The organism is Paraburkholderia unamae (assembly GCF_003268775.1).
In the GTDB taxonomy this organism is placed as follows: domain Bacteria; phylum Pseudomonadota; class Gammaproteobacteria; order Burkholderiales; family Burkholderiaceae; genus Paraburkholderia; species Paraburkholderia unamae.
The window spans coordinates 1-25598 of the sequence record NZ_QLSU01000041.1 but is presented as its reverse complement, the minus strand read 5'-3'; the positions used below and the strand labels follow the sequence as shown (position 1 = coordinate 25598).

The following is a 25598-nucleotide window of genomic DNA, read 5'->3' as shown; positions in this document are numbered from 1 at the left end:
ACTTCGAACATGGATATTGTACTGTATGCCCTCACCGTGCTCCTGTACGGCGGATTGTGCGCCGCCGACTGGCGCGCGCTGCGCCGCGCCGGCGCCGCGCCGCTGCTCGGCAGCGTGCCGCCTGTGCCGGTGACGGTCGGCGCGGGCGACGACGCCCTGCGCACGCGCACCTTCGGCCCGCTTTCGCGCTCGCTGCTGTTCGTCGCGCTCGCCGCGCACGGCGTGTTGCTGCACATGACGATTTTCCCGGCCAACGAAATGGTGTTCGGCTTCGCGTTCGCGTTGTCGGCCATGTTCTGGCTCGGCGCGGGCATCTACTGGATCGAGAGCTTTTTCTTCTCCCTCGACGGCTTGCGTCTGTTGCTGCTGCCCCTGGCCGCGCTCGCGTCGATCCTGCCGCTCGTGTTCGGCGGCGTGCGCGTGCTGCCGTATGCGGCCGCGCCGATGTTCAAGCTGCATTTCGTCATCGCGAACGTCGCCTACGGGCTCTTCGCGATCGCCGCGCTGCACGCGGTGCTCATGCTCGCCGTCGAGCGCCGCCTGCATGCGCTCAAGGGCGCCGGCTTCCAGCGCAATGCGAACCATCGCGGCGGCGGCTGGCTGTCGAACTGGATCGAGACGCTGCCGCCGCTGCTCACGATGGAAAAGCTGCTGTTCCGTCTGATCGGCGCGGGCTTCGTGCTGCTCACGGCCACGCTCGTCTCCGGCATCCTCTTTAGCGAGCAGTTGATCGACCGGCCGCTCTCGCTCGATCACAAGACCGTGTTCGCGATTCTTTCGTGGCTCATGTTCGGCGCGCTGCTCACCGCGCGCAAGATCTCCGGCTGGCGCGGCCGCGCCGCGCTGCGCTGGGTGATCGCGTCGTTCGTCGCGTTGCTGCTCGCCTATGTGGGCAGCCGTTTCGTTTTCGAGGTGCTGCTGCACCGCCCCGTGGTTTGAGTCGTGTGAGTCGCGTGTTCCGATGAGACAGATACTTCTCCTCGTGCTGCTGTTCGTCGTCGGACAGTGGTTCGTCAAGGCGCTGCGCCGTGCGCAGACGCAAACGCGTCCCGGCGCTCAACCGGGGCAGGGCGCGCCGGGGCAGGGTGCCGCGCGTGGCGCCAACGGCGGCGCGAGCGCGGCAGGCAAGGGCGCGCTGCCCGAGCCGATGGTGCGCTGCGCCGAGTGCGGCGTGCATGCGCCGCGCAGCGAGTCGGTGACGGTGGGCGCGCGCTCGTTCTGTAGCGCCGAGCACGCACGCGCTTACGACGCGCGCACGACGGCGCAGGACCGCCCCGCACGATGAGCGCTGCTGCACCTGCATCGCCTGCCTGTGAGGTCGATGCGCGGGGCTGGGTGCCCGGCGCACGTCATCTGCCTTCGCCGAACTTCGAAGCGCGCCCGCAAGGCGCGGTGCCGACGCTCATCGTCGTGCACAACATCAGCCTGCCGCCCAACGTGTTCGGCGGCCCCGAGATCGCCGATCTCTTCCTCAATCGACTCGACTGCGACGCGCATCCGTATTTCGATGCGCATCTGCGCGGCGTGCGCGTCTCGGCGCATTTCGTGATTCATCGCGACGGGGCGCTGGAGCAGTTCGTCTCATGCGACGAGCGGGCGTGGCACGCGGGCGCGTCGAGCTTCTTCGGGCGCGAGCGCTGCAACGATTTCGCCATCGGCATCGAACTGGAAGGCAGCGACACGACGGCCTTCGAAGCGGCGCAGTACGTCACGCTCGCGGCGCTCGTGAAGGCGCTCGTCGCGCGCTATCCGATCGAGGCGCTGGCGGGCCATTCGGACATCGCCCCTGGCCGCAAGACCGACCCCGGCCCGCATTTCGACTGGGCGCGTCTGCAACACGACACGCAGCTCGCGAACGCGAGCTTCCCCTATATCCAGGGGCGCGACGCGCAGGACGCGGCGTCGTGACGCGCTCGATTCGCCGTTGAACGCGCACCGGCTGCCCACGAAACAAGCACATCCCGCGCTCGCAAGCGGGGTGTTCACGCGCGCCTCGCAGACCACTGGAAGCGCCATCCGGCGGCAACGCCCGCGCCGCTTGGCTTACCGTCTTGTCAAGATAGGACCAGTAAAAAAAGGCGTTTGACCGCCCCGCATCTTCCACTATACTTTGTACTCGAAACAAGGCTTCACACCATATGTTGTGTTGTACCGCGGCGCCCCGCTCCACGAGCATGGCGCCGCGCGCGTTACCGGCATAGGAAAAAAAGAAACTTTGTACGGTGCCGCCCGGCCAGGAAGTCCGGCGCACCGGCTGTAATCGAGAGAGAAGGTACAGCCAATGATCGCGACATCCACGATGAAGACCGCAGCCGTTCGTGTGTCATCTGCCTTGTCGCATCCGGCAGCCTCGCCAGGCTGGTCTTTTCTCTCCGCCCGCTGATATGTCGATTTGTGCGTGCACACGGGGGCACGACAGGCGCGGCGTCCGTACTAATCCGCGAAAACTCTTCGCACCTTTCCAGGACCACAGGAGCTTTGCACATGCAAACGACCGATAACGTCTCGACCCGGTATGAAGGCGCGCCTGGCGCGCACACGCTGGGTGGCCAGCCGCAGGACGGCCAGACGAGCGCGCAGCAGTTCGCCGACCACAAGGTGATTCGCCGCAACGGTAGCGTGGTGTCGTTCGAACCTTCGAAAGTCGCGATCGCGATGACGAAGGCATTTCTCGCCGTGAACGGCGGCCAGGGCGCGGCTTCGGCGCGCGTGCGCGAGCTCGTCGAGCAGCTCACGCAGAACGTCGTGCGCGCGCTCGTGCGCAGCCGTCCGAACGGCGGCACGTTCCATATCGAAGACATCCAGGATCAGGTCGAACTCGCGCTGATGCGCGGCGGCGAGCACAACGTCGCGCGCGCCTACGTGCTGTATCGCGAGAAGCGCAACCAGGAGCGCGCGCACGCACCGGAATCGGCAGCGCCCGCCGCGCCCGGCATCAACGTCACCGACAACGGCGTGACGCGTCCGCTCGACATGCAGGCGCTGCGCGCACTGATCGTCTCGGCTTGCGACGGTCTCGGCGACGCGGTCAACGCCGACCCGATCGTCGCGGAAACGGTGAAGAACCTGTACGACGGCGTGCCGATGACCCAGGTCTACGACTCGGCCATCCTCGCGGCTCGCACGATGATCGAAAAGGACCCGGCATACAGCCAGGTCACGGCTCGCATCCTGCTGCACACGATCCGTCGCGAAATTCTCGAAGATGAAGTCACGCAAGCCGAAATGGGCATGCGTTATGCGGACTACTTCCCGCAGTTCATCAAGCGCGGCGTCGAAGCGGGCCTGCTCGACGACAAGCTCCAGCAGTTCGACCTGAAGCGCCTCGGTAACGCGCTCGACTCGAACCGCGATCTGCAATTCGGCTACCTCGGCCTGCAAACGCTGTACGACCGCTACTTCCTGCACGTGCACGGCACGCGCATCGAAATGCCGCAGGCATTCTTCATGCGCGTCGCGATGGGCCTCTCGCTCAACGAGATCGACCGTGAAGCGCGCGCGATCGAGTTCTACAACGTGCTCTCGTCGTTCGACTTCATGTCGTCCACGCCCACGCTGTTCAACTCGGGCACGCACCGCTCGCAGCTCTCGTCGTGCTACCTCACGACGGTTGCTGACGACCTCGACGGCATCTACGAAGCGCTCAAGGACAACGCGCTGCTCTCGAAGTTTGCCGGTGGTCTCGGCAACGACTGGACGCGCGTGCGCGCGCTCGGCTCGCACATCAAGGGCACCAACGGCAAGTCGCAAGGCGTGGTTCCCTTCCTGAAGGTGGTGAACGACACGGCAGTGGCCGTGAACCAGGGCGGCAAGCGCAAGGGCGCGGTGTGCGCCTACCTGGAATCGTGGCACCTCGACATCGAAGAATTCCTCGAGCTGCGCAAGAACACGGGCGACGACCGTCGCCGCACCCACGACATGAACACGGCGAACTGGATTCCCGACCTGTTCATGAAGCGCGTGATGGAAGGCGGTGACTGGACGCTCTTCTCGCCCTCGACCTGCCCGGACCTGCACGACAAGTTCGGCGCCGAGTTCGAACAGGCTTACACGGCTTACGAAGAGAAAGTCGCGCGCGGCGAGATCAAGCTGTTCAAGAAGCTGCCGGCCGCGCAACTGTGGCGCAAGATGCTCGGCATGCTGTTCGAGACCGGCCATCCGTGGATCACGTTCAAGGATCCGTGCAACATCCGTTCGCCGCAGCAGCACGTGGGCGTCGTCCACTCGTCGAACCTGTGCACGGAAATCACGCTGAACACGAGCGACAGCGAAATCGCCGTGTGTAACCTGGGTTCGGTGAACCTGGTCGCGCACATGGTCGAACAGGCCGACGGCACGTTCGCACTCGACCACGAGAAGCTCAAGCGCACCATCAGCGTGGCGATGCGCATGCTCGACAACGTCATCGACATCAACTACTACGCGGTGTCGAAGGCGCGTAACTCGAACCTGAAGCACCGTCCGGTGGGCATGGGCATCATGGGCTTCCAGGACTGCCTGCACGTTCTGCGCACGCCGTTTGCTTCGCAAGAAGCCGTGGAGTTCGCCGACCGCTCGATGGAAGCCGTCTGCTACTACGCGTACTGGGCGTCGATGGAGCTGGCAGCCGAGCGCGGCCGCTACTCGACCTACCGCGGCTCGCTGTGGGATCGCGGCATCCTCCCGCAGGACACGCTCAAGCTGCTCGCCGAAGCGCGTGGCGGCTACGTCGAAGTCGACTCGAGCGAGTCGATGGACTGGACGTCGCTGCGCGAGCGCATCGCGGCACACGGCATGCGCAATTCGAACTGCATCGCAATCGCACCGACCGCGACCATTTCGAACATCATCGGCGTGTCGCCTTGCATCGAGCCGACGTTCCAGAACCTGTACGTGAAGTCGAACCTCTCGGGCGAATTCACGGTGGTGAACGACTACCTCGTGCGTGACCTGAAGGCACGCGGCCTGTGGGACGAAGTCATGGTCGCCGACCTCAAGTACTTCGACGGCATGCTCTCGCGCATCGACCGCGTGCCGGCCGATCTGCGCGCTGTGTATGCAACGGCGTTCGAAGTGGACCCGACGTGGCTCGTCGAAGCGGCGTCGCGCCGCCAGAAGTGGATCGACCAGGCGCAGTCGCTGAACATCTTCATGGCGGGCGCATCGGGCAAGAAGCTCGACGAGATCTACAAGCTCGCATGGGTGCGCGGCCTGAAGACCACGTACTACCTGCGCACGATGGCGGCCACGCACGTCGAGAAGTCGACGGTCGCGCACGGCGCGCTCAACGCTGTGCCGACGGGTGGTGACGGCGGCGGCAATGCCGGCGGCGCATTCGGTGGTGCATCGGGTGGCGCGTTCGGCGGTGCAGCAGGCTCGACCACGATGCAGGCCGCAGCGCAAGCCGAGGTGGAAGCCGCACCGGAAGCGGAAGGTCCGGTGTGCATGATGCGTCCGGGCGATGCCGGCTTCGAAGAGTGCGAGGCTTGCCAGTAAAGCGGGCTGCGCATGATGCGTGCGGTGCAACGCCGCTCGCATCATGCGAGGACCGAAGCATCGGTAGCGCATCAGTAGTAAACAGTAGAAGAGATGTAACAACGAATGAGGCGCGCGCAATGCGCGCCGTCTCTCCCGGCAACGCTCTGCACGCGCGTTGCACGACGCGAAAGAGACAACAGGAAGGAATCCCTGGAGTTTCGCGCAGGGACCCAACTCAGGCCGCGCGAGCGAAAAGCGCAGCGCGCGGCAAGCAGTGAGCGGCGAGTGAAAACGCACTCGCGGCGCGAGCGAAAAGCGCGCGGCGCACGCTGTCTTTCACACACGCTCTCGATGTCGCGATGACCTTCGAAGCGCATCGCACGCGCGATGTGAGCACGACGAATCAGTGCTCTCTACGCAGTGCTTGCGCGATGCAATCGACACGATGCGATAACAAAGTGTTGTATCGAGGTCGCAACGCGAATCGAAAACAGGATTTTTCGTGTGCGAACCCTTTTATCGCTCACGAAAAGATGGTACAAACCGATCTAAATTGATGGTGACATTTATGCTCAACTGGGATGACGAGATCACGGCCGTAACTCCGTCGAGCGGTGCGCAGCAAAACGCGTTGCGCAACCCCGCGGGTCAGGCTGTCCAGGCTGCCGAGGTGCAGTTTGGTCTGCGTTCCGCTCCTCAGGCTTCATCGGCGACCAACATCTTCGCCAGCGACTTCGCCGTCGCACCGCCGCCGCAAGCGCCGGTCTCGACCGAAGCGCGCGTGAATGTCGCCGACAAGCGCATCATCAACGGCCAGACCGACGTGAACCAGTTGGTGCCGTTCAAGTACAAGTGGGCCTGGGAGAAGTACCTCGCGGGTTGCGCGAACCACTGGATGCCGCAGGAAGTCAACATGTCCCGCGACATCGCCCTGTGGAAGGACCCGAACGGTCTGACCGAGGACGAGCGCCGCATCGTCAAGCGCAACCTCGGCTTCTTCGTGACCGCCGACTCGCTCGCCGCGAACAACATCGTGCTCGGCACCTACCGGCACATCACGGCGCCCGAATGCCGCCAGTTCCTGCTGCGCCAGGCGTTCGAAGAGGCGATCCACACGCACGCATACCAGTACATCGTCGAGTCGCTGGGCCTGGACGAAAGCGAGATCTTCAACGCGTACCACGAGGTCAAGTCGATCCGCGACAAGGACGAGTTCCTGATCCCGTTCATCCAGACGCTGACTGATCCGTCGTTCAAGACCGGCACGCTCGAAGCCGACCAGACGCTGCTCAGGTCGCTCATCGTGTTCGCCTGCATCATGGAAGGCCTGTTCTTCTATGTGGGCTTCACGCAAATTCTCGCGCTCGGTCGCCAGAACAAGATGACCGGCGCCGCGGAGCAGTATCAGTACATCCTGCGCGACGAGTCGATGCACTGCAACTTCGGCATCGACCTCATCAACCAGATCAAGCTCGAGAACCCGCAATTGTGGACCCCGGCGTTCCGTGCGGAGATCACCGATCTGTTCAAGCAAGCGGTCGAACTCGAGTACCGCTATGCCGAAGACACCATGCCGCGCGGCGTGCTGGGTCTGAACGCATCGATGTTCAAGAGCTATCTGCGCTTCATCTGCAACCGCCGTTGCCAGCAGATCGGTCTCGACCAGCTGTTCCCGAACGAAGAGAATCCGTTCCCGTGGATGAGCGAGATGATCGACTTGAAGAAGGAACGCAACTTCTTCGAGACGCGCGTGATCGAATATCAGACGGGCGGTGCGCTGTCCTGGGAATAACCCGGGCGCACCTTGGTGCCATCTTTTAGGGGTTGCCGGAGGCGGCGCGCGAGCCGCCTCGACCGGCATGATGATTAGGAGCAGGAACGCCTGATGCAAAGCGTGCCCGGAGCCCAGGTGGCTCACATACGTGCAAGGCACTTTGCGAACCCTTCAGTGGGATGGGCAAACTTCCCCCCGGAAAAGGGCGCTGGCTACGCGAGTGATGCGACCAGCGTCTTCAACGAACGTTGCCCGGTGTCGGTAGCCGACGCCGGAATGACTCGGCGCGCTGTGTCTCGTGACACGGCGCGCCTTACCGCATTCATTAGCGTAAGCGCGCGGGACCAGCGTACGCCGATGAATAGCCCGCTTCGCAGTGTGCGCCGTGAGAAGCGCTCGCGGGAAGCGGGTTTTGACGAAGGGTGTAGTTTGAACTGACTCTCATCTGAACCTGAAGGAGAAAAAAATGGTAACTGCCAAGAAAAAACCGGCGGCGAAGAAGGCTGCTGTGAAGAAGGTTGCAGCGAAGAAGGCAGCGCCGGCCAAGAAGGTCGCAGCGAAGAAGGTCGCGGTCAAGAAGGTTGCAGCCAAGAAAGTCGCCGTGAAGAAGGTTGCTGCGAAGAAGGCAGCACCGGCGAAGAAGGTCGCAGCGAAGAAGGTCGCCGCCAAGAAGGTTGCAGCGAAGAAAGTCGCTGTGAAGAAGGTTGCTGCGAAGAAGGCAGCACCGGCGAAGAAGGTCGCAGCGAAGAAGGTTGCAGCCAAGAAAGTCGCCGTGAAGAAGGTTGCTGCGAAGAAGGCAGCACCGGCGAAGAAGGCAGCGGCGAAGAAGGTCGCAGCGAAGAAGGTTGCCAAGAAGGCGCCTGCGAAGAAGGCCGCTGCCAAGAAGGCTGCGCCTGCGAAGAAGGCTGCTGCGAAGAAGGCTGCCAAGAAGGCACCTGCGAAGGCTGCCCCTGCCGCACCTGCTGCCCCTGCTGCGCAACCGTCCGCGCCCGCAGCAACGGTCAAGACTGCCCTGAACCCGGCCGCAGCATGGCCGTTCCCGACCGGCAGCCGTCCGTAAGCAGTGCGAGACGAAGCGCGCCGGCCAGTCTGCCGGCGAGCTTCGTTGACCGAGCCGGGCGGCATAGAGTGCCAGGCTCGATCCCGATCCCGTCGCCGGGTTTCCCGCGACGGGATTTTTTTCGTCCGGACTTCGTACGCGTTGGCGCGACGAGTGTGCCGTAGCGCGCGGGCATGAAAAAAGGCGCATGCACAGGGGAGCACATGCGCCTGAGGTTCCGCATCCGGCGCCAGGCGCCGCTGCGGTACAGGGGAAAGCTTTAGTGCGTGACGCGCGTGACGCCGCCGCTGGAGAGCAGCCGCACGCGGTCGCCGGCGTTGAAGACTTCGCCGGTCGCCGTTTGAGTGATGGCGCGATAGTCGCCGTTGTCGAGGCGCACGGTGACTTCGAGGCCGTCGCGCATGGCCACGCCGTTTTCTACCGCGTTGCCCGCCACGGCGCCCGCGATGCCGCCGATGATGCCGGTGACGATCGAGCCCGTGCCGCCGCCGATCGAACTGCCGGCCACGGCGCCGAGCGCGCCGCCGCCGATGGCGCCCAGGCCGCTAGGCTGGCCGTTGTTCGAGCTGATCTTCACCGCGCGCACGCTTTCGACGGTGCCCATGCGCACGGTTTGCTCGCGCTGCGCCTGCGAGGCCGTGTACACATCGGCGGAACTGCTGTTATAGGCACAGCCCGACATGGCGAGCGACCCCGCGATCGCGGCTGCAACAATCAGACGACTTGTTATTTTCATTCCCGTAGCTCCAATGGGCGCCGCTCGTGTGCGGCTCCCGCGTTCAGGCCGGCAATTCGTAACCGAATGCCTCCTTGAACCTTTCGTTGATCTGCGCCCGCGTGGGCGCGTAGTTCTGCGGTCCTTGCTGTTCGATCTTGAGCGCGCCCATCAGGCTGGCGAGACGTCCCGTGGTCGCCCAGTCGAGGCCGTTCTCGATGCCGTAGAGCAGGCCGCCGCGGAACGCGTCGCCGCAGCCGGTCGGGTCGAGCACCTGAGCGGCCTTGACCGGAGGAATCTCCTCGATCTTGCCGCCGTGGAAGATCTGCGAGCCGTGCTCGCCGCGCGTGATGATCAGCGCGTCGACATGGCTGGCAATTTCTTCGAACGACCAGCCCGTACGATGGCTCACAAGGTTGGCTTCGTAATCGTTGACCGCAACGTAGGTCGCAAGTTCAATCGCGCGGCGCAGCGACGCACCATCGAAGAGCGGCAGACCCTGACCCGGATCAAAGACGAACGGGATGCCGGCCTTCGCGAATTGCTCGACGTGCTGGACCATGCCGTCGAAGCCGTCCGGCGCGACGATGCCGAGCTTCACGCCCGGCGCTTCGTCGGCGCGGTTCAAATGCGATTGCATCATCGCGCCCGGGTGGAACGCGGTGATCTGGTTGTTTTCGAGATCGGTCGTGATCATCGCCTGCGCGGACCACGTGTCGGGCAGCACGCGCACGTGCGCCTTGTTGAGGCCGAGCGTGTCGAGACGATCGATGTACGGTTGCGCGTCGGCCGCGCCGAGCGTTGCCATGATGCGCGCGTCGCCGCCGAGCAGGTGCAGCGCGTACGCGATATTGCCGGCACAGCCGCCGAACTCGCGGCGCATCGTCGGCACGAGGAAGCTCACGTTCAGGATGTGCACCTGCTCGGGCAGGATGTGCTCGCGGAAGCGACCTTCGAAGGTCATGATGTTGTCGTAGGCGAGCGAGCCGCAGATCAGCGTAGCCAAGGCGGAAATTCCTGTAGGGCGTGGTAGGAGAGGGCGCGGCGCGCCGGCCCCGGAGGTGCGGGGCGCGCGCCGCTGCCGGATTACTTCAGCGCGGCGAGTGCGGCGTCGTAGTTCGGTTCGTTCTTGATCTCGCTGACGCGCTCGGCGTAGACGACGTTGTCGTTCGCGTCGAGCACGACGACCGCGCGTGCGGTCAGGCCCGTGAGCGGGCCGCTCGTGACGTCCACGCCATAGGCCTGGGCGAAGTCATGACCGCGGAAGGTCGAGGCCGTCGTGACGTTCGCGATGCCTTCGGTCGTGCAAAAGCGCGCGGCGGCGAACGGCAGGTCGCCCGAGATCACGACGACAGCCGTGTTGTCGAGCTTGGCCGCGGCTTCGTTGAACTTGCGCGTGGACGTGGCGCAAACCGGCGTGTCGAGGCTCGGCACGATGTTCAGCACCTTGCGCTTGCCGGCGAAGTCGGCGAGCGAGACCGGCTTGAGATCCTTGCCGACGAGCGAGAACGCCGGGGCCTTCTGGCCGACGCTCGGGAACGTGCCGGCGACGTCGATCGGGTTACCGCCTAGCGTGACTTGACTCATGATGTGCTCTCCGGAAATGCATGTTGTGGTGAATGGCGCGACCGGCCGTGCCGGACGCCGGGAAACACGCGGGGCACGCCGGTGCGCCCGCGAACAGACGGTGAATCAGGGGTAGAAAATTTCGATGCGGAAATTCGATGCCACGACGTCGCCGGTGTCGAGCCGCACGATCATCGTCTGCGTGGTGCGTGCGGGCAGACCGGCTTCGATGGGCGTGCCGGGTGTGACGTAGTCCTGCGGCCACATCACGCGCCGCACGACGATGTTGTTCTGCCGGTCGAGCAGCGTGAGCTCGATGGCGGGGTAGGCGAGCGCCACGTTGAAGCGGTTGCGCAGCGGCACCTTCAGTTCGAGATGATGCGGCTCGTTGTCGACCTGGCGCAGGTCGGATGGCTCGACGAGCAGGCCGTCGATGTCGCGCGGCGGCGTCACGCGGCAGCCGATCTGCTCGCACGCCTGCTGATAGAGCGACTGCGAGTCGGGCCAGTAGACCATCACCGTTTCGCGTTGCCACCAGGCAAGCTGCACGATGAGCAGTGCGAACAGCAGGATGGCGAGGAGCGTGCCGAGAATGCGCCAGCCAGGGCGGCGCGAGCCGCGCGGGCGGGCCGGTGCTTCGCGCGTGACGGCGAACGGTGCGGCGCCTTCGTTGGGCGAGAGTGCGCTGAAGGCCGGCTCGGGCGCGGCTTCACGAGCGGGCTGGCCGAACGTGGGTTCCGGGTCGCTGGCGCGGGCCGCCGTTGCTTCGTTGGCCGAAAAGTGCGGCTCGGTGTGAGCGGGCGCGCCGAGATCCGGCTCCACGCGCGTCCAGCGTTCGGCGGGCGGGAAGGGCTCGGCGGCCTGGGGTTGCTGCGGGGCCGCCGGCGTCACGGGTGGCGCGGGTGGCGTGGGCGGCGGTGCTGCGGTGGCGGTTGCATCGACGGCGAGCGCAGGCGCACCCGGTGCTTCATGCGGCGTGCGCGCGAACGCTGGTTCGTCGTCGAAGATGATTTGCGACTCGACGCCGCGCGTGACGCCCGGCGTGGCGGCCGGCGCTCGGCCGCCGCCCGGCAGTTGGTCGGCGCTGTACTTCAGGCGGGGATCGATCTGGCTGTTCGCGGGCGGTGCCCACGGGTCCCACGCGCGATTCGCGAAATTGGGCGTGGGGCGCAGTTCCGGCGGCGGCTCCTGAGGCGGTACGGCAGCCGCGGGCGGCGTGTCCGGCTGTGCTGCAAATTGTGAACCGAAGTCCGCTGCCGCAGGCGCGGTCAGGCTGGCCGCGATCTCCGCGGCGACCGGTACGGCGGTCGAGAAGTCAGCGCCTTCGGGCACCTCGTAAAGACTGCCCGACGCATCGAACGCTTCCTGGCAATGTCCGCAACGCACGAGGCCGCGCCGCACGGCAAGCTGCGTGGGCTGGATGCGGAATACGGTTTCACAGAAGGGACAGCGCGTTGCCAGATGCATGTGGGCCGAGGATCTGGATAGACCGGTAGGTTGGCGATATCCGCATTCTACTGGCAATCCACGGCGGTCAACGACTTCGGTCGTCCCGGCTGGGGCACGATCAGGCCCGGCCCGGCATCACGCGCGGCGCGTGCCTGCGAGGCAGACCCAGCCTTCGTGCTCGCGCCAGACCGAGATATCGATCCAGCTTGCGTAGACCTGCGCCACTTCCTCGGCCTGGCGCGCGAGGATGCCCGAGAGCGCGATGCGCCCGCCCGGCTTCACGCGCGAGGAGAGCATCGAGGCCATCAGCTTGAGCGGATTCGAAAGAATGTTGGCGACGACGATGTCGAACTCGCCGGCGGGGCAATCGTCGGGCAGGCCATAGGTGACCTCCGCGTGATTGCGCTCACTGTTGTGACGCGCCGATTCGACGGCCTGCGGATCGATGTCGATGCCGATCACGGGATTCGCACCGCACTTCTTCGCAAGAATCGCGAGAATGCCCGAGCCGCAGCCGTAGTCGAGCAACGAATTGCCCGGCTTGACGTGCTGTTCGAGCCACTCCATGCACAAACGCGTGGTGGGATGGCTGCCCGTGCCGAATGCAAGACCGGGGTCGAGTTCGAGCACGAGCGCGCTCGGGTCGGGGGCGTCGTGCCACGAAGGCACGACCCAGATGCGCTCGCCGATCTGGATCGGGTCGAACTGCGATTGCGTCAAGCGTACCCAGTCCTGCTCCTCGACTTCGCGCAGCGAATACTTCGGCGTCTCGGGCAGGGCCAGTTCGTTCGAAGCGGCCGCGAGCAGCACGGCGGGATCCTGATCGGCGCCGATCAGCGCAATCACGCGCGAATGCTGCCACGCGGTGCGCTCGGGCGTGAGGCCCGGTTCGCCGAAGAGCGGTTGCTCGTCGGGCGTGTCGGCGTCGGCGTCTTCCACCGACACCGAAAGGGCGCCGAGCTCGATCAGTGCGTCGGAGAGCGCCTCGGCGCGATTGCGGTCCAGCTCGACGATCAGTTCCCGGTAGCTCATGAATTACGCTTCGTCCTTCTTCACTGCCTGACGTTCGGCCAGGCGGCTTTCGAGGTAGTGAATGCTCGTGCCGCCCTCGACAAACTTCGCGTCGAGCATCAGCTCGCGGTGCAGCGGGATGTTGGTCGAAATGCCTTCAACCACCATTTCCGAGAGCGCGATGCGCATGCGCTGAATGGCCTGCTCGCGCGTGGCGCCGTAGGTGATCAGCTTGCCGATCATCGAATCATAGTTCGGCGGCACGAAATAGCCATTGTAGGCATGCGAGTCGACGCGCACGCCAGGACCACCCGGCATGTGCCACGACGTGAGGCGGCCCGGCGACGGCGTGAACTTGAACGGATCTTCCGCGTTGATACGGCACTCGATCGCGTGGCCCTTCAACTGGATGTCGCGCTGGCGGAACGAGAGCTTTTCGCCCGCGGCGATGCGGATCTGCTCCTGCACGATGTCGATGCCCGTGATCAGTTCGGTGACCGGGTGCTCGACCTGCACGCGCGTGTTCATTTCGATGAAGTAGAACTCGCCGTTTTCGTACAGAAACTCGAACGTGCCCGCGCCGAGGTAGCCCATCTTCTTGCACGCGTCGGCACAACGGTCGCCAATGCGATCGAGCAGGCGGCGCGCGATGCCCGGCGCCGGCGCTTCCTCGATCACCTTCTGGTGGCGGCGCTGCATGGAGCAGTCGCGCTCGCCGAGCCACACGGCGTTCTTGAACGAGTCGGAGAGCACCTGAATCTCGATGTGACGCGGATTCTCGAGGTACTTCTCCATGTAGACCTGCGGGTTGCCGAACGCGCGGCCCGCTTCTTCCTTGGTCATGTTCACCGCGTTCACGAGCGCCGCTTCCGTGTGCACGACGCGCATGCCGCGACCGCCGCCGCCACCCGAGGCCTTGATGATGACGGGGTAGCCGATCGTGCGCGCGATCTTCACGATTTCTTTCGGATCGTCGGGCAGTGCGCCTTCCGAGCCCGGCACGCAGGGCACGCCGGTCTTGATCATGGTCTGCTTCGCCGTGACCTTGTCGCCCATCATGCGGATCGTTTCCGGGCGCGGGCCAATGAACGTGAAGCCCGACTGCTCGACACGTTCGGCGAAGTCGGCGTTCTCGGAGAGGAAGCCGTAGCCGGGGTGGATCGCTTCGGCGTCGGTGACTTCGGCCGCGCTGATGAGCGCCGGCATATTCAGATAGCTCAGGTTCGAAGGCGCCGGGCCGATGCAGACCGCCTCGTCGGCGAGCTTCACGTACTTGGCTTCCTTGTCGGCTTCCGAATAGACGACGACCGTCTTGACGCCGAGTTCGCGGCACGCGCGCTGGATGCGGAGCGCGATTTCGCCACGATTGGCAATGAGGATTTTTTCAAACATGGTGGGTATTCGACTCATCAAAGGGCGCCGCTAGTTGCTTGTGCGGACACCTCAGAGGATCGGTCGCGTGCGTCGCCAGCATGGGGCGCCAAACGCTACAAACGCGACAAACGCGGCTCGGCCAGTAAAAGAAAGGCCGCCGCCGCGCGCAGAAAAGCTTAGGCGATCACGTAGAGCGGCTGGCCGTATTCGACCGCCTGACCGTTCTCGACGAGGACTTCCTTGACCACGCCGGCGACGTCCGACTCGATCTCGTTCAGGAGCTTCATCGCTTCGATGATGCACAGCGTCTGGCCTTCCTTGACCGTGTCGCCAACCTGGACGAACGGGTCGGCGCCCGGCGACGGCGCGCGGTAGAACGTGCCCACCATCGGCGAGGTCACGACGTGGCCTTGCGGCGCGGCGGGCGCGGCAGGGGCCGCTGCGGCGGGTTCGCCGACATGGGCGGGCGCGGCGAGCGGGGCACCGGCCATCGGCGCTGCATATTGCGCGGGGCCCGGCTGCACGTAAACGGGCGGCGCGTTCTTGACGATGCGCACCTTGCCTTCACCCTCGGTCACTTCGAGCTCCGAGATGCCCGATTCGGAGACGAGGTCGATCAGAGTCTTCAGCTTACGTAGATCCATGGTGCAGCCCCTTATGCTTTGAATACGTGAGGTGCCGGGACGCACGCGTCCCCGGCACGGGTTGGGTATTGTCTAGGCGTTGACGGTCATCCCGCGCCGGAATCAGGCGGCCGACCGGGCAGCGAGCCGGTCGAGCGCGTATTCGAGCGCGTAGAGATAACCCTTCCAGCCGAGGCCGCAGATCACGCCTTCGGCCTGGTCGGAAAAATACGAATGGTGCCGGAAGGACTCACGGCGATGCACGTTCGACAGGTGAATCTCGACGAACGGAATGCCGACGCCTGCCAGCGCGTCCCGGATCGCGACGCTCGTGTGCGTGTACGCGGCCGGGTTGATCAGAATGAAGTCGGTTTGCTCGGTGCGGGCCGCCTGAATGCGGTCGACCAGCGCGCCTTCGTGGTTGCTCTGGAACGTTGCGAGCTCCACGCCGGCGTCCGCCGCACGGTCCGAGAGCGCCTGATCGATCTGCGGCAGCGTCACGCGCCCATACACCTCCGGTTCCCGGGTGCCGAGAAGATTGAGGTTGGGGCCGTGCAGAACCAGCAGTCGCGTCATGGTCGCTTCTTTTTCCGTGGAGTTGCGCGAACTTTAGCGCCGATTAGAGAAATTTGTCTAGTTTTCCGATAAGGTGATATGGCCCCGACTACGCCTCGCGGCGCGCGTCTGGTCCGATCTTCAGTCAAAAGACGTAATTCTCACGGCAAAAAGTGCCTTACGGCGCTTAAGCTCGGGTCAAAAGTTCCACTGCGGTTCCCCTGCGTCAAAGCGCGTCCAGCGTGCGTCGCAGCTCGTCGGGCTTGATTTGTCCTAATTTTGTCGCACGAACGGCGCCGTTCGCGTCGATTACGACGGTGTAAGGCAAGCCGCCCGCGGTGTTGCCGAACGCGCGCGCGACGTCCGCGCCGCCAAAACCGGCGATATAGATCGGATAGTCGACGGGGACTTTCTTCAGGAAATTCTTGATGTTCGTGGTGGAGTCGACGCCCACGCCGACGAACTGAATGCCCTTTTTGGCGTACTCGCGCTGAAGCGCGGACAACTCCGGCATTTCTTCCACGCACGGGCCGCACCAGGAGGCCCAGAAGTTGACCACGATCGGCCGGCCCTTGTAGATGGCGAGCGATTGCGGCTTGCCCTCAGGGTTCGTGACCGCCGCCGACCAGAGCTGGCCGACCGCGTTCTGCTTGCCGCTCACCGAGGCCGCGTCGGCCACGCCGGCGCTTCCGCTGGTTGCCCAGTGCCCGGCCAGTATGCCGCCGCCCGCGGCGATCGCCGCCACTGCCACGCCGGCCAGAATCCGCTTCGTATTCATCGCTGCCGTTTTCAGGTTGTGGAAGAAGTGGCGCCGGTCTTCTCGATCAGCGCCTGGAGAGCCTGCGCATTGGCGCGTGGGAGCCTCCCACGTCCGTCGGCGCGCACGGCGCCGCGCAAGTCGTCCGTATTGTAGAGCGCAACGTGTATGCCCACCGGCTCCTCGGCACGCGAGGGCCGCCACATGAAGCTGAGCGTCTCCACGAGGCCGCGCGCCGCGAAATGGCGTGTTTCCGATACGTCGTACTGCACGTTCGCATTCAGGAGCCAGATCGCGACATCCTTCGAGTTGTCGCAAAAAATTTGCAGATGGATATCGGAGTGCTCGCCCGCCGTCCCGTTGAGCACCGCGCCGGTCAGGAACGGATTGAACGCTTCGAGCCGCTGCATCCATTCGAGCGCGATTTCGCGCAGGCGGCGCAGCACCGCGGGCTGGCTGTCGCTCTGAAAGAGGGCCTGATACTCGCGGATCTCTTCCTCGATCTGGTCGTTATCGGGCAACCATGTGCCTTCGATGCGTGTTTCCCCCACCACCTGCCGGGCTGCCTTGCGTTTGGCGGTGGCGTAATCGAGGCCGTCCTCGGCGATCATCCTTGCTGCGGCGATGGCGATTTCCTCGCGCACGCGCTGAGGATCGAAATGTGATCTGCGAACCATCCTTCCATGATACTAGAGATCGCCCTGGGTACCCGGCGGTCGCCGGCTGCGCGCTTCGCGCGCGTCGGGAGCCGGGCGGGCCTGGCGCGAGCCAATCCGGGCCGGGGCCTCGGGTACAATACCGGTCTTTGCTCCGACGGCGCAGGACGCTCGCAACACGCGACAAGGCCGCCGTCCCGGCTTCCCCATTCCGATAACCCGTTCACGACGCCCGCGCGGCGCGACAGGCTCATGCACATCCATATCCTCGGCATCTGCGGCACGTTCATGGGCGGACTCGCCGTGCTCGCGCGCAGCGCGGGTCACACGGTGACCGGCTGCGACGCGGGCGTGTATCCGCCGATGAGCACCCAGCTCGAAGCGCAGGGCATTCGCCTCATCGAGGGTTACGACGCAAGCCAGGTCGAGCTCAATCCCGACCTCTATGTGATCGGCAACGTGGTTACGCGCGGCAATCCGCTGATGGAGGAGATCCTCAATCGCGGCCTGCCGTATACGTCGGGTCCGCAGTGGCTCGGCGAGCACGTGCTGCACGACAAGTGGGTGCTCGCGGTGGCGGGCACGCACGGCAAGACCACCACGAGCTCGATGCTCGCGTGGCTGCTCGAAGACGCGGGCCTGAACCCCGGCTTCCTGATCGGCGGCGTGCCGCTGAACTTCGGCATCTCGGCGCGTCTCACCGATTCGAGCTTCTTCGTGATCGAAGCCGACGAATACGACACGGCGTTCTTCGACAAGCGCTCGAAGTTCGTCCATTACCGTCCGCGCACGGCGCTGCTCAACAATCTCGAATTCGATCACGCCGACATCTTCCCCGATCTCGCCGCGATCGAAACGCAGTTCCATCACCTCGTGCGCACGATTCCGGGCGTGGGCCGCGTCGTCACGAACGGCCGCTCGGACGCGCTGGAGCGTGTGCTCACGCGCGGCGTGTGGAGCGAGGTCGAGCGCTTCGGCGTGGATGGCGGCTGGCAGGCGCTGCCCGCCGAAGAGGGCGTGGCGATCGACGAGCGCTTCGCCGTGTATCACAACAGCGAGCGCGTGGGCGTGGTGGACTGGCAGATCCAGGGCGAGCACAACCGCCTGAACGCGCTCGCGGCCATCGCCGCCGCGCGCAGCGTGGGCGTGCCGCCCGCGCAGGCCGCTCAGTCGCTCGCCAGCTTCCGCAACGTGAAGCGCCGCATGGAAGTGCGCGGCAGCGTGGACGGCGTGACCGTCTACGACGACTTTGCGCACCATCCCACGGCCATCGAAACGACCATCGCCGGATTGCGCACGCGCGTAGGTCACGAAAACACCCGCATCCTCGCCGTGCTGGAGCCGCGCTCGAACACGATGAAGCTCGGCGTGATGAAGGCCCAACTGCCCGCCAGTCTCGCCGGCGCCGACCTCGTGTTCGGCTACGGCGCACCGAGCGGCAAGGACGCGCTGGGTTGGGATCTCGCGGGCGCGCTCGCGCCGCTCGGCGACAAGGCGCGCGCGTTTCACGATCTCGAAGCGCTCGTGAAGGCCGTCGTCGCGGCCGCGCGCCCCGGCGACCAGGTGCTCGTGATGAGCAACGGCGGCTTTGGCGGCGTGCATCAAAAGCTGCTCGATGCCCTTTCGGCACGGAGCGCAGCGTGATCGTCTATCTGCACGGTTTTCGCTCGTCGCCGCAGTCGTTCAAGGCGCGCCTGCTGGCCGCGCGCCTCGCCGAACTGGGCCGCGGCAGCGAATGGCTTTGCCCGACACTGCCGGTCTCGCCGCAGGAAGCCATCGCGCTTACCGAACGCGAGATTGGCGAGCGCCTGAAGCCCGGCGAGCGCGTGACGCTCATCGGCAGCTCGCTCGGCGGTTACTTCGCCACGCATCTCGCGCAAAAGCACGGCTGGCGCGCGGCGCTGCTGAACCCCGCCGTGGTGCCCGAGCGCGATCTGTCGAAGTATCTCGGCGAGCAGCCGCTCTGGCACGGCGGCGGCAGCATCGTCGTCGAGCCGCGTCATCTGGAAGAATTGCGCGCACTGGCCGTGACGACGGTGACGCAGCCCGCGCGCTACTATCTGATCGCCGCGACCGGCGACGAAGTGCTCGATTACCGCGAGATGCTCGCGCACTATCCGGGTGTGTCCACACACCTGATCGAAGGCAGCGATCATGGCATCAGCGAGTTTGCAGATTACGTCGACGAAGTGATCCGTTTCTGCGACGCGCCTTGATGCGTGCGAACGCCTATATGTATACAGCACCGCCTGCGCGCCGCGCCGGCGGTCGAAGCAAGTCTGAACGAGAGTATTGAGTGAACGTTTTCTTTGAGGAATCGGGCAGTTTCAAGGCCGGCAGCGTGCTGTCGCGCCAGGGCGATGCGTTTCAGGTCGAGCTGCCGGGCGGCCGGCGCGCGAAGGTGCGCGCGAAGGACGTGTTGATCGAGTTCGAGAAGCCGGCTGCGAGCGAATTGCTGGAACAGGCGGACGCCGCCGCCCAGGAGATCGATCTCGATTTCCTGTGGGAGTGCGCGCCCGCCGACGAGTTCGCCTATACCGCGCTCGCGAGCGAGTACTTCGGCGAAACCTACGGCCCCGTCGAGCGCGCCGCGCTCGTGCTGCGCCTGCACGGTTCGCCCGTGTACTTCCGCCGCAAGGGCCGCGGCCAGTATCAGCGCGCGCCCGAAGAGCAGCTCAAGATGGCGCTCGCCTCGCTCGAGCGCAAGCGTCAGCAGGCGCTCGTGCAGGCGGGCTACGAAGAGGAGCTGAAGGCGGGCAAGCTGCCCGAGGCGTTCAAGGGCAAGGCGCTTGGCCTGCTCACGAAGCCCGACAAGAACTCGATCGAATACAAGGCGCTCGAAGCGGCGGCGGCCGCGCGCGGCATTTCGATGCCGCGCCTCATGCTCGAATGCGGCGGCATCGCTTCGCCGCGCGCGCTGCACGAAGCGCGCTTTCTCGCGGACTTCTTCCCGCACGGCACGGGCTTCCCGCCCGTTGAAGTGGGTACGCTGCCCGAGGATCTGCCCGACGCCGCCGAGCACGTGCAGGCGTTCTCGATCGACGACGTCACCACGACCGAAATCGACGATGCGTTCTCGATCGAGCACCTGGCCGACGGCCGCGTGCGCATCGGCGTTCACATCGCGGCGCCGGCGCTGGGCATCCAGCGCGGCGACACGGCCGACACGATCGCGCGCACGCGCCTTTCGACGGTCTACATGCCCGGCGACAAGATCACGATGCTGCCCGACGATTTCGTCGACGCGTTCACGCTCAAGGAAGGCGGCCTGCGCCCGGCGCTCTCGCTCTACTGCATCGTGAACCGCGAGACGCAGGAGATCGTCGCGACCGAAACGCGCGCCGAGCGCGTGTTCGTGAAGAGCAACCTGCGCCACAACACGCTCGACGAAGTCGTGACCGAAGAGACGCTCGCGGCGGGCACCGGCGAGTATGCGCACAAGGACGACATCGCCGTGCTGTGGCCGTTCGCGCAGGCGCTGTTCGAGAAGCGCCAGCAGGCGCGCGCGGGCTACGGCCTGCGCCGCGAAGTCCAGCGCAACACCGACTTCAACTTCTACGTGGAAGGCGAGCATGTCACCATTTCGCCGCGCCGCCGTGGCTCGCCGCTCGACCTGATCGTCGCGGAACTGGCGATTCTCGCGAACTCCACGTGGGGCGCCTTCCTGCACGATCATGGCGTGCCGGGCATCTATCGCTCGCAGCGCGCGTTCGGCGCGCCCACGGGCCCCAAGCGCACGCGCATGCAGACCAACGCCGCGCCGCACGAAGGGCTGGGCGTCGCGCAATATGCGTGGAGCACCTCGCCGCTGCGCCGCTACGTGGACCTCGTGAACCAGTGGCAGCTGCTCGCGTGCGTGGAGCATGGCGTGGCCGCCAAGCTCGTCGCGCCGTTCAAGCCCAAGGACGCCGATCTCTTCGCCGTCGTGCAGGGCTTCGACGAAACCTACACCGCTTACGCCGATCACCAGCGCCGCATGGAGTACTTCTGGTGCCTGCGCTGGCTCCAGCAGGAAATGCGCGGTGAAGACGGCCGCGAGCCGCGCCGTGAATTCCCGGCGAGCGTGGTGAAGGACGATCTCGTGCGCTTCGAGGAAGTGCCGCTGCTCATGCACGTGCCCGCGCTTGGCGTGCACGCGCGTGGCACGCGCCTGATGATGGACGTGCTGTCGATCGACGAGCTGACCATCGAGGCCTCCGTGCGCATGCTGCGCGTGCTCGACGCGCCGGTCGTGACGAGCGGCGAGCAAGCCGAAGAAGACGCGGGTGAAGACGAAGAGCTGATCGAAGCCGCCGACGAGTCCGCACAAAGCGAAGCGGAAGCCGTCGCCGAAGCGGACGAAGCCGCAGACGATGAAGCCGGCGAAGCGCCTGCCGCGGAAGAACAATCGAGCGAACAGCACGCAACGGAGCCGCGCGAATGAGCGCCAGCGAAACACGCACCGGCCAGCAGGCCGACCGCTACGCCGTGGTCGGCAACCCGGTGGCGCACAGCAAGTCGCCGTACATCCACACGCAATTCGCGGCGCAAACCGGCGAGCGTGTCGAATACGACCGCTTGCTCGCGCCGCTCGACGGCTTCGTCGAGCACGTGCAGGCGTTTCGCGCCGCAGGCGGCCGTGGCCTGAACGTGACCGTGCCGTTCAAGCTGGAAGCGCATGCGCTTGCACACAAGCTGTCGCCGCGTGCGGCGGCGGCGGGTGCGGTGAACACGCTGCGTTTCGACGAAGACGGCATCTACGGCGACAACACCGACGGCTTCGGCCTCGTGCGTGACATCGAGGTGAACCTGGGCGTTTCGCTCGAAGGCGCGCGCGTGCTGCTGCTCGGCGCGGGTGGCGCGGCGCGCGGCGTCGTGCTGCCGATGCTCGAGCGCCGTCCGCGCGAGATCACCATCGTGAACCGCACGGCGCCCAAGGCGCATGCGCTCCTCGCGCAGTTCGAAGGCGCGGCGGGCGAGTTCGGGTGCTTGCTCAACGGCGGCGGTCCGCATGCAATCTATCTCGACCCGGTCGATGCCAAACCCTACGACGTGATCGTCAACGCGACGGCGGGCAGCCTCGACGCCGCGTTGCCCGAGTGCGACGAGCGCGCGTTCGGCGCGGGCACGCTTGCCTACGACATGATGTACGGCGCGCAACCCACCGTGTTCATGCGCCACGCGCAAGCACTCGGCGCGCGCGCGGCCGACGGTCTCGGCATGCTGGTCGAGCAGGCCGCCGAGTCGTTCTTCGTGTGGCGCGGCGTGCGTCCCGAGGGCGCGCCGGTGCTGGCGGCGCTGCGCGAGCAGCTCGCCGCGCAGGCCGCGTAAGCGACCGGCGCCTCTCGATCCCGAGGAGACGACGCCATGCGCAGGGAGGCCCCTGGAGCGAAATCCGTGGCGGCGGCGAGCAGCAGCAGCCGCCACGCACTTCGCGACGAGCGGCCAGGCGCGCTGCGCTGGCTTGCCTGGGTGGTCGCGGTGTTCGCGGTTGCGTGGATCGCCACGCAACTCTTCTACGCTGCGCAAATCGCGCTCTGGAATTTCGTCGATCCGCAAACCACGGCGTTCATGCGCACCGACGCCGCGCGCCTTTCCGCCGACCGCCCCGATCTCTCGATCCAGCATCAGTGGGTGCCGTACGACCAGATTTCGCGCAACCTGAAGCGCGCGATCATCGCGTCGGAGGACGCGAACTTCGCCAATAACAACGGCTACGAAACCGACGCCATCCTGCAAGCGTGGGAGAAGAACAAGAAGCGCGGCCATATCGTGGCCGGCGGCTCGACCATCTCGCAGCAGCTCGCGCGCAATCTGTTCCTCTCGCGCGAGCAGAGCTATATCCGCAAGGGCCAGGAGCTCATCATCACGTGGATGCTGGAGGCGCTGCTCGACAAGGAGCGCATCTTTGAGATCTATCTGAATTCGGTGGAGTGGGGCAACGGCGTGTACGGCGCGCAGGCCGCCGCGCGCTATTACTACCGCACCACGGCCGCGAAGCTCACGCCCTGGCAGTCCGCGCGGCTCGCGGTGATGCTGCCGCGTCCCAAGTATTTCGACGAGCATCGCAACTCGCCGTATCTCGCGCAGCGCACAGCCGTCATCGCGCGGCGCATGGGGGCGGCCGAACTGCCGCATTGAGGCGCACTGAAGCCAACTGGAGCGCCAACGAAAAACGCGCCGCTTTTGCGGCGCGTTCTGCTTTCAACGGCGTGCGATGTGACGCTTACTGGCGCGCAAGCCGCGCGTTATCCGGCATCGGCATGTTGAAGTTGGTGCGAAACGGATTGATGTCGAGGCCGCCGCGCCGCGTGTAGCGCGCGTAGACGGCGAGCCGGTCCGGTTTGCACTCGCGCAGGATGTCCATGAAGATGCGCTCGGCGCACTGCTCGTGAAAGCCCGTGTGATTGCGGTACGAAATGATGTAGCGCAAGAGGCCCGCCTGATCGATCTGCGGCCCGACGTAATGGATCTGCACGCTGCCCCAGTCGGGCTGGCCCGTGACCGGGCAATTCGACTTGAGCAGGTTCGAGACCAGCGTTTCCTCCACCGGCGCTTCGTCCAGCGCCGCCTTCAGGAGCGTCGGCTCGGGGTGATAGATCTCCGTGTCGAGATCGAGTCGATCGAGCGAAAGCCCGTCGAACTCCTCGAACGGGATCTTGCCGAACGCGCCCGGCTGCTCCAGCCGCACCGAAACCGATGCGCCGCACGCGGCCGTCACATCGCGCCGGATGGTGTCGCGCACCGCGTCGGCGGATTCGAACGGCGTTTGCGCGAACGAGCCCAGATAGAGCTTGAACGACTTCGATTCGATGATGTTGGGCGAGTCGGCGGGAATGAAGAACGTCGCGATCGCGATCTGCGGCTTGCCGCGCGCGTTGAGCCACGAGAGCTCGTAGGCGTTCCAGATATCGGTGCCGAAGAAGGGCAGTTGCGCGCCAATGCCGATCTGCTCGCGCGCGCCGGCGCGCGGAATCGGAAACAGCAGCGAGGCGTCGTACTGTTCGGTGTAGGCGGCAGGCTTGCCGAGCGGGGATTGGTCGGGAGTCATGATGCTTTGGCTTCGGTTGCGAGATTGGTCACGCCACTGGCCACATGCCCGGTGGCCGTGACCGAGCGCGCGGATTCGCAGTGGCGGATCTGGTCGTCGAAGAAAAAATCGGGTTCGAACTCGCGCAGGAACGGGCCTTTGTCGAGTCCGCCAAGGAACATCGCTTCGTCGATTTCGATGTTCCAGGCCATCAGCGTACGGATTGCGCGCTCGTGCGCCGGCGCGGAGCGCGCGGTGACGAGGGCGGTGCGAATGTGCATTTGCGCGTTCGCGTCGGCGAGCTTTTGCAGACGGTTGAGCGCCGCGAGCAGCGGTTGGAGCGGCCCGTGCGCGAGCGGCAGTTCGCGGTTGTCGCGCTCGTGGCTCACGAAGGCGGAAAGGCCTTCGCTCTGGAAGATCTGCTCGGCTTCGTCGGAAAACAGCACCGCATCGCCGTCGAACGCGATACGAATCTCGTGCGCGTTGCGTTCCGCCATTGTCGCCGAATTTTGGTCAAGGCGCGGGAAGACGCGCGCGGCGGGGAAACCGGCGTCGAGCGCGCTCTTCACATCGGCCGGGTTCGCGGAAAGGAACAGCGAAGCGTTGAGCGGCTTGAGGTAATGCCAGGGCTCGCTCCCGCGCGTGAACACGCCGCGCTGGATGTCGAGCCCGTGCTCGCGGCACGAGTTGAACGCGCGCAGGCCGCTGATGGGATCGCTGCGCGAGAGGATCACCACTTCCACGTGATGCGCGCCGTTGTTGAGCGCAAGCAGCTTGCGGATCAGCGCGAACGCCACGCCCGGTTGCGCGGGCACGTTCAGGCGGTCGCGCTGAAGGGCTTCGTAGGCTTGCAGCTCGCCGGTTTCGTAGATGCGGTTTTCCTCTTCGAAGTCGAAGAGGGCGCGCGACGAAATGGCGACGACGAGCTTGTCGGAGAGCGACACGGACAAGATGGCCGCCCGTTACGCGAGGAACAACCGATACGCCGGGTTGCTCGTCTCTTCCCAGTACGGATAACCGAGCGTGGCGAGGAAGCGGCGGAACTCGGCGTCTTCCGCTGCGGGCACCTGGATACCCACCAGAATCGAGCTGTAGTCCGCGCCCTGGTTGCGGTAGTGAAAGAGGCTGATATTCCAGTTCGGTGCCATCGACGAGAGGAAGCGCATGAGCGCGCCCGGCCGCTCCGGAAACTCGAAGCGGAACAGGCGCTCGTCGTGCGCGAGCGGCGAGCGGCCGCCCACCATGTAGCGGATGTGCTGCTTCGAGAGCTCATCGCCGGTGAGATCGACGGTCGGAAAGCCGTGATCGACGAACGTTTTGGCGATCTGCTGCGACTCGCCACGGTTACGGATCTGCACGCCCACGAAGATGTGCGCGCGCTCGGCGTCGTCGATGCGGTAGTTGAACTCCGTCACGCTGCGCGTGCCGACCAGTTCGCAGAAGCGCCTGAAGCTGCCGCGCTCCTCGGGAATCGTCACCGCGAACACGGCTTCGCGTGCTTCGCCCACCTCGGCGCGCTCGGCCACGAAGCGCATGCGGTCGAAGTTCATGTTCGCGCCCGAAGTGATCGCCACGAGCGTCTGGCCTTCGAT

Annotated in this window: 25 protein-coding genes; 12 read left to right on the top strand and 13 right to left on the bottom strand. The window is 65.4% G+C overall.

Annotated elements, in window-relative coordinates; all coding sequences use genetic code 11:
* The first annotated feature begins 9 nt into the window (after window positions 1-9).
* The 7 genes from C7401_RS39585 (at window position 10) to C7401_RS39555 (ending at window position 8291) form a co-directional block, all read left to right on the top strand.
* Window positions 10-939 carry a cytochrome C assembly family protein gene (locus C7401_RS39585; protein ID WP_112177500.1) on the top strand — a complete coding sequence of 310 codons (930 nt, stop codon included), beginning with the start codon at window positions 10-12 and terminating at the stop codon, window positions 937-939.
* Window positions 940-961: 22 nt separating this feature from the next.
* A complete protein-coding gene (locus C7401_RS39580; protein WP_112177499.1) occupies window positions 962-1285 on the top strand; it encodes a PP0621 family protein in 324 nt (107 codons plus the stop codon).
* Window positions 1282-1908: a 1,6-anhydro-N-acetylmuramyl-L-alanine amidase AmpD gene (gene ampD, locus C7401_RS39575; RefSeq protein WP_112177498.1), complete on the top strand. Its 627-nt coding sequence runs from the start codon at window positions 1282-1284 to the stop codon at window positions 1906-1908. The genes C7401_RS39580 and ampD overlap by 4 nt, the downstream gene beginning before the upstream one ends.
* Window positions 1909-2484: 576 nt before the next feature.
* Window positions 2485-5475: a ribonucleoside-diphosphate reductase subunit alpha gene (locus C7401_RS39570; protein WP_112177497.1), complete on the top strand. Its 2991-nt coding sequence runs from the start codon at window positions 2485-2487 to the stop codon at window positions 5473-5475.
* Between the two features lie 550 nt (window positions 5476-6025).
* The gene (locus tag C7401_RS39565) at window positions 6026-7249 is read left to right on the top strand and encodes a ribonucleotide-diphosphate reductase subunit beta (protein WP_112177544.1); all 1224 of its coding nucleotides are present in this window, start codon (window positions 6026-6028) and stop codon (window positions 7247-7249) included.
* A 93-nt stretch (window positions 7250-7342) separates the two neighbouring features.
* Window positions 7343-7669 carry a hypothetical protein gene (locus C7401_RS45835; RefSeq protein ID WP_112177496.1) on the top strand — a complete coding sequence of 109 codons (327 nt, stop codon included), beginning with the start codon at window positions 7343-7345 and terminating at the stop codon, window positions 7667-7669.
* Window positions 7670-7697: 28 nt separating this feature from the next.
* Window positions 7698-8291: a histone H1-like DNA-binding protein gene (locus tag C7401_RS39555; RefSeq protein ID WP_112177495.1), complete on the top strand. Its 594-nt coding sequence runs from the start codon at window positions 7698-7700 to the stop codon at window positions 8289-8291.
* A 259-nt stretch (window positions 8292-8550) separates the two neighbouring features.
* Here the strand turns inward: C7401_RS39555 and C7401_RS39550 are convergent, their stop codons facing one another.
* The 10 genes from C7401_RS39550 to C7401_RS39505 all read right to left on the bottom strand — a co-directional run bounded on the left by C7401_RS39550 (window position 8551) and on the right by C7401_RS39505 (window position 17018).
* Window positions 8551-9027: an outer membrane lipoprotein gene (locus C7401_RS39550; RefSeq protein ID WP_112177494.1), complete on the bottom strand. Its 477-nt coding sequence runs from the start codon at window positions 9025-9027 to the stop codon at window positions 8551-8553.
* A 43-nt stretch (window positions 9028-9070) separates the two neighbouring features.
* Entirely contained in the window at window positions 9071-10012 is a 942-nt protein-coding gene (locus tag C7401_RS39545; protein ID WP_112177493.1) for a carbohydrate kinase family protein, read from the bottom strand.
* Window positions 10013-10092: 80 nt separating this feature from the next.
* A complete protein-coding gene (tpx, locus tag C7401_RS39540) occupies window positions 10093-10593 on the bottom strand; it encodes a thiol peroxidase (RefSeq protein WP_112177492.1) in 501 nt (166 codons plus the stop codon).
* 105 nt (window positions 10594-10698) lie between these two features.
* The gene (locus C7401_RS39535) at window positions 10699-12039 is read right to left on the bottom strand and encodes a zinc-ribbon and DUF3426 domain-containing protein (RefSeq protein WP_112177491.1); all 1341 of its coding nucleotides are present in this window, start codon (window positions 12037-12039) and stop codon (window positions 10699-10701) included.
* A 117-nt stretch (window positions 12040-12156) separates the two neighbouring features.
* Window positions 12157-13053: a 50S ribosomal protein L11 methyltransferase gene (prmA, locus tag C7401_RS39530; RefSeq protein WP_112177490.1), complete on the bottom strand. Its 897-nt coding sequence runs from the start codon at window positions 13051-13053 to the stop codon at window positions 12157-12159.
* A 3-nt stretch (window positions 13054-13056) separates the two neighbouring features.
* Complete coding sequence (gene accC / locus C7401_RS39525) at window positions 13057-14424, bottom strand: acetyl-CoA carboxylase biotin carboxylase subunit (protein ID WP_027794362.1); 1368 nt, start codon at window positions 14422-14424, stop codon at window positions 13057-13059.
* A gap of 158 nt (window positions 14425-14582) precedes the next feature.
* Window positions 14583-15050 (bottom strand): acetyl-CoA carboxylase biotin carboxyl carrier protein, encoded by a 468-nt coding sequence (gene accB, locus C7401_RS39520; RefSeq protein ID WP_112177489.1) that lies wholly within the window; start codon window positions 15048-15050, stop codon window positions 14583-14585.
* Between the two features lie 102 nt (window positions 15051-15152).
* Window positions 15153-15605, bottom strand: coding sequence for a type II 3-dehydroquinate dehydratase (gene aroQ, locus C7401_RS39515; protein WP_112177488.1), 453 nt, complete (start codon window positions 15603-15605; stop codon window positions 15153-15155).
* A gap of 205 nt (window positions 15606-15810) precedes the next feature.
* On the bottom strand, window positions 15811-16362 hold the full coding sequence (locus C7401_RS39510) for a TlpA family protein disulfide reductase (RefSeq protein WP_112177487.1): 552 nt from the start codon (window positions 16360-16362) through the stop codon (window positions 15811-15813).
* Window positions 16363-16373: 11 nt separating this feature from the next.
* Window positions 16374-17018, bottom strand: coding sequence for a UDP-N-acetylmuramate--alanine ligase (locus C7401_RS39505; RefSeq protein ID WP_112177486.1), 645 nt, complete (start codon window positions 17016-17018; stop codon window positions 16374-16376).
* An 81-nt stretch (window positions 17019-17099) separates the two neighbouring features.
* On the opposite strand from C7401_RS39505, the gene mpl reads away from it, so the two are divergent.
* The 5 genes from mpl to mtgA all read left to right on the top strand — a co-directional run bounded on the left by mpl (window position 17100) and on the right by mtgA (window position 23117).
* The gene (mpl, locus tag C7401_RS39500) at window positions 17100-18641 is read left to right on the top strand and encodes a UDP-N-acetylmuramate:L-alanyl-gamma-D-glutamyl-meso-diaminopimelate ligase (protein ID WP_373864485.1); all 1542 of its coding nucleotides are present in this window, start codon (window positions 17100-17102) and stop codon (window positions 18639-18641) included.
* Window positions 18638-19213: a YqiA/YcfP family alpha/beta fold hydrolase gene (locus C7401_RS39495; protein ID WP_112177484.1), complete on the top strand. Its 576-nt coding sequence runs from the start codon at window positions 18638-18640 to the stop codon at window positions 19211-19213. The genes mpl and C7401_RS39495 overlap by 4 nt, the downstream gene beginning before the upstream one ends.
* A gap of 80 nt (window positions 19214-19293) precedes the next feature.
* Entirely contained in the window at window positions 19294-21420 is a 2127-nt protein-coding gene (locus C7401_RS39490; protein ID WP_112177483.1) for a ribonuclease catalytic domain-containing protein, read from the top strand.
* A complete protein-coding gene (gene aroE / locus C7401_RS39485) occupies window positions 21417-22307 on the top strand; it encodes a shikimate dehydrogenase (protein WP_112177482.1) in 891 nt (296 codons plus the stop codon). The genes C7401_RS39490 and aroE overlap by 4 nt, the downstream gene beginning before the upstream one ends.
* A 66-nt stretch (window positions 22308-22373) precedes the next feature.
* Window positions 22374-23117 carry a monofunctional biosynthetic peptidoglycan transglycosylase gene (gene mtgA / locus C7401_RS39480; RefSeq protein WP_373864484.1) on the top strand — a complete coding sequence of 248 codons (744 nt, stop codon included), beginning with the start codon at window positions 22374-22376 and terminating at the stop codon, window positions 23115-23117.
* Window positions 23118-23202: 85 nt separating this feature from the next.
* On the opposite strand, the gene queF is transcribed toward mtgA, so the two are convergent.
* The 3 genes from queF to C7401_RS39465 all read right to left on the bottom strand — a co-directional run.
* Entirely contained in the window at window positions 23203-24027 is an 825-nt protein-coding gene (gene queF, locus C7401_RS39475) for an NADPH-dependent 7-cyano-7-deazaguanine reductase QueF (protein ID WP_112177480.1), read from the bottom strand.
* The gene (locus C7401_RS39470; RefSeq protein ID WP_112177479.1) at window positions 24024-24956 is read right to left on the bottom strand and encodes a 5'-nucleotidase; all 933 of its coding nucleotides are present in this window, start codon (window positions 24954-24956) and stop codon (window positions 24024-24026) included. The genes queF and C7401_RS39470 overlap by 4 nt, the downstream gene beginning before the upstream one ends.
* Before the next feature lie 12 nt (window positions 24957-24968).
* Window positions 24969-25598 (bottom strand): threonine ammonia-lyase (locus C7401_RS39465; protein ID WP_507763445.1); only part of this gene is annotated, 630 nt, incomplete at its 5' end.

Excerpts from the sequence above, each read along its gene's own strand:
- C7401_RS39585 (WP_112177500.1), top strand. The coding sequence starts at position 10 with ATGGATATTGTACTGTATGCCCTCACCGTGCTCCTGTACGGCGGATTG.
- C7401_RS39580 (WP_112177499.1), top strand. The coding sequence starts at position 962 with ATGAGACAGATACTTCTCCTCGTGCTGCTGTTCGTCGTCGGACAGTGG.
- ampD (WP_112177498.1), top strand. The coding sequence starts at position 1,282 with ATGAGCGCTGCTGCACCTGCATCGCCTGCCTGTGAGGTCGATGCGCGG.
- C7401_RS39570 (WP_112177497.1), top strand. The coding sequence starts at position 2,485 with ATGCAAACGACCGATAACGTCTCGACCCGGTATGAAGGCGCGCCTGGC.
- C7401_RS39565 (WP_112177544.1), top strand. The coding sequence starts at position 6,026 with ATGCTCAACTGGGATGACGAGATCACGGCCGTAACTCCGTCGAGCGGT.
- C7401_RS45835 (WP_112177496.1), top strand. The coding sequence starts at position 7,343 with ATGCAAAGCGTGCCCGGAGCCCAGGTGGCTCACATACGTGCAAGGCAC.
- C7401_RS39555 (WP_112177495.1), top strand. The coding sequence starts at position 7,698 with ATGGTAACTGCCAAGAAAAAACCGGCGGCGAAGAAGGCTGCTGTGAAG.
- C7401_RS39550 (WP_112177494.1), bottom strand. The coding sequence starts at position 9,027 with ATGAAAATAACAAGTCGTCTGATTGTTGCAGCCGCGATCGCGGGGTCG.
- tpx (WP_112177492.1), bottom strand. The coding sequence starts at position 10,593 with ATGAGTCAAGTCACGCTAGGCGGTAACCCGATCGACGTCGCCGGCACG.
- C7401_RS39535 (WP_112177491.1), bottom strand. The coding sequence starts at position 12,039 with ATGCATCTGGCAACGCGCTGTCCCTTCTGTGAAACCGTATTCCGCATC.
- prmA (WP_112177490.1), bottom strand. The coding sequence starts at position 13,053 with ATGAGCTACCGGGAACTGATCGTCGAGCTGGACCGCAATCGCGCCGAG.
- accC (WP_027794362.1), bottom strand. The coding sequence starts at position 14,424 with ATGTTTGAAAAAATCCTCATTGCCAATCGTGGCGAAATCGCGCTCCGC.
- accB (WP_112177489.1), bottom strand. The coding sequence starts at position 15,050 with ATGGATCTACGTAAGCTGAAGACTCTGATCGACCTCGTCTCCGAATCG.
- aroQ (WP_112177488.1), bottom strand. The coding sequence starts at position 15,605 with ATGACGCGACTGCTGGTTCTGCACGGCCCCAACCTCAATCTTCTCGGC.
- C7401_RS39510 (WP_112177487.1), bottom strand. The coding sequence starts at position 16,362 with ATGAATACGAAGCGGATTCTGGCCGGCGTGGCAGTGGCGGCGATCGCC.
- C7401_RS39505 (WP_112177486.1), bottom strand. The coding sequence starts at position 17,018 with ATGGTTCGCAGATCACATTTCGATCCTCAGCGCGTGCGCGAGGAAATC.
- aroE (WP_112177482.1), top strand. The coding sequence starts at position 21,417 with ATGAGCGCCAGCGAAACACGCACCGGCCAGCAGGCCGACCGCTACGCC.
- queF (WP_112177480.1), bottom strand. The coding sequence starts at position 24,027 with ATGACTCCCGACCAATCCCCGCTCGGCAAGCCTGCCGCCTACACCGAA.